A 2,267-nucleotide genomic window follows, 5' to 3' on the forward strand; every position below is an offset into this window, starting at 1 on the left:
GAGCCTTTAAAAAAATATAAATAACCATTTAAATTAATCACATCATCAATATTTATTTGAAACTCGATAGGAAGATCAGGCCAATCGTTACTGATAGGTTGAGGGTAGGCTATGTCTGCGCTTTTTAATGTTTCATTATATCTGGTGTTATCTGCATTAAGGAATAAATAGACATTTGAGTTCATTAATATATATCCTTCATAGTTTTTAAATTTGCTATTGATTTTGCGTATTTATTAAATTCACTGTTCATAGGTAAAATACATTAATAATGATATTAAAATTATTTTGCGAAATAGAAAAAATTACGCTGTGAAAATTAATATAAAAGATAGATTGTGGCAATGCTATATATTAATATACCCGTAATCATTGAAGGTGCTTGATTTTATCCGAAATGGAGATCATTATCCTCACTATGAAAATATTTATTACATCAGAACAAAAAATCAAACTTGAGCGTCTTCACGACACAACTCGCGATGGTCAAGTACGAGACAGAATAAAAGCGGTTCTGTCGCATTAAGCGGTCATCAGGTAAGCTCCCCTGTTTTTGAGCGAGTCCAGAACGATGTCCCTGATCCGAAACGCGTTTAAACGCCTCCATTATCCGGTCGATATCATGGCCCAATGTGTTCGTGGGTATCTGGCCTACGCCCTGAGCCTGCGCAATCTCGAGGAAATGAGGGCGGAGCGAGGGATTGAGGTTGACCACGCTACCATCTCCCGCTGGGTTCATCGACTGGTTCCACTGATTGTCAAACGTTACCGACGCCGCATGCTTGCGGTTGGCGGCCGCTGGCGAATGGATGAAACCTATATCAAAATTAAAGGCCAGTGGCGCTATCTTTACCGGGCGGTGGATTCGGCCGGCAATACGGTAGACTTCCTGTTGACCGCCAACCGGGATGCCGATGCCGCCCGTCGCTTTTTCAACAAGGGCATTCGTCAACACGGACGACCGGAGGTCGTGAGCCTCGATAAAAGCGGGGTCAACAAAGCGGCGCTGGCTGGCCTCAATGCGGGCAAGCCGAAGAAAAATCGTATCAAAATTCGGCAAAGCAAATACCTGAATAACCTGATAGAGCAGGATCATCGGCGGATTAAACGGCGTATCCGCCTGATGCTGGGGTTCAAAAATTTTCGGCGGGCACAGACCCTGCTGGCAGGCATAGAATTGCTTTGCATGCTCAGCAAAGGTCAGTATGTGCAACAGTACGGGATCTCGATTTCTCCCGCGGAATACTTCTATCTGCTGCTCGCCTAAAAAATAATCACCGCAATTTTTGCTAATTTGCCGTCGTTAATGCGACAGAACCGTTGAGGCTGCCCCTCCCCTACCCACTTTATCTCCCACAAAAGATTTCGTGTATAAACGCAATAATTTATTCGTTATTCATACCGCGGGTGGTGGTATATCTATTACTAACATGGCAAGTGGTTCGTGCATAGGGATGAATGAAGCCGGTGATGTATTTCACCATGCTACAGGGGATTTTTTTCTTAATGTAGGTGGGAAAACGACAATAAAATCTCAGGGAGAAATCACTCTTGAAAGCGCAGCGGGATTCAAAGCGAAGGCGCCAGAGTTCAGTTTTTCGCAATGAAAATCAATAACCATAAATTGTAGCGTTTGTTTTTAACATTTTCCCCGTCACCTGCTAATGAAATTTTGATAGTTTCTCTACTTGAAAGAAACTATCCTAAAAATTAAGCTCCTGTAAATGCAAGTCACAGCGGCCAGTGCGCCCGAGTGCGAATTGTATTCGTTCCGTTCTGCTTTTCTTTCCCTCAAAGAAAGATCTCTGGCCTCACATTAAAACGTTCGGAAATTGCCTTGATATGGGTAATAGTTAATGAACGTTTGCCCGAAAGGATCTGGCTTATAAGTGATTTTGAGCCTATCTCTTCTTGCAAATCTGAGTAAGAAAGGCCATGTTGATCCATCAATACACGCAGCGCAGCCACACCAGTAGGCATATCTTCAACCGCTTTGTTAAATTCAGCAAAACGTTCGTTATTGTTTTCATACTCTGTGATTTTTGCGGCCAATATATCAATCAATGGACTCTCATCGTCGTTTTCGATGAAGTAATCAACCATTGCCAGTGCATCTCTATAATCATTTTCAGAAGAGCTATTCCCTAAGAAGGGAACAGCAGCGATCAAGTCTGTAGTTGCTTGAATTGCTTTGGTAGGTTCTCTTATCATTCTTTTGTCTCCCGATACTTCTTTGTTAATTTATCATACTCTTTGTGAGTCGCTAT

Annotated in this window: 3 protein-coding genes and 1 pseudogene; 2 read left to right on the top strand and 2 right to left on the bottom strand. The window is 42.4% G+C overall.

The features are described from left to right. Nucleotides 1–185, bottom strand: a pseudogene (locus tag PSI22_RS21000) (photopexin B); the annotation flags it as partial. 386 nt (nucleotides 186–571) lie between these two features. Here PSI22_RS21000 and PSI22_RS21005 point away from each other — a divergent pair. Together PSI22_RS21005 and PSI22_RS21010 are read left to right on the top strand one after the other, a co-directional pair. Continuing rightward, a complete protein-coding gene (locus PSI22_RS21005; RefSeq protein WP_273581426.1) occupies nucleotides 572–1,267 on the top strand; it encodes an IS6 family transposase in 696 nt (231 codons plus the stop codon). Nucleotides 1,268–1,367: 100 nt separating this feature from the next. Then, on the top strand, nucleotides 1,368–1,607 hold the full coding sequence (locus PSI22_RS21010; protein ID WP_273581427.1) for a hypothetical protein: 240 nt from the start codon (nucleotides 1,368–1,370) through the stop codon (nucleotides 1,605–1,607). A gap of 184 nt (nucleotides 1,608–1,791) precedes the next feature. Here PSI22_RS21010 and PSI22_RS21015 read toward each other — a convergent pair whose 3' ends face one another. Continuing rightward, complete coding sequence (locus PSI22_RS21015) at nucleotides 1,792–2,211, bottom strand: helix-turn-helix domain-containing protein (RefSeq protein ID WP_273581428.1); 420 nt, start codon at nucleotides 2,209–2,211, stop codon at nucleotides 1,792–1,794. Nucleotides 2,212–2,267: the final 56 nt, after the last annotated feature.

The sequence above is a fragment of the Xenorhabdus aichiensis genome (genome assembly GCF_028598775.1).
GTDB lineage: Bacteria > Pseudomonadota > Gammaproteobacteria > Enterobacterales > Enterobacteriaceae > Xenorhabdus > Xenorhabdus bovienii.

Coding starts and splice junctions, on each gene's coding strand:
- PSI22_RS21005 (WP_273581426.1), top strand. CDS start 572: ATGTCCCTGATCCGAAACGCGTTTAAACGCCTCCATTATCCGGTCGAT.
- PSI22_RS21015 (WP_273581428.1), bottom strand. CDS start 2,211: ATGATAAGAGAACCTACCAAAGCAATTCAAGCAACTACAGACTTGATC.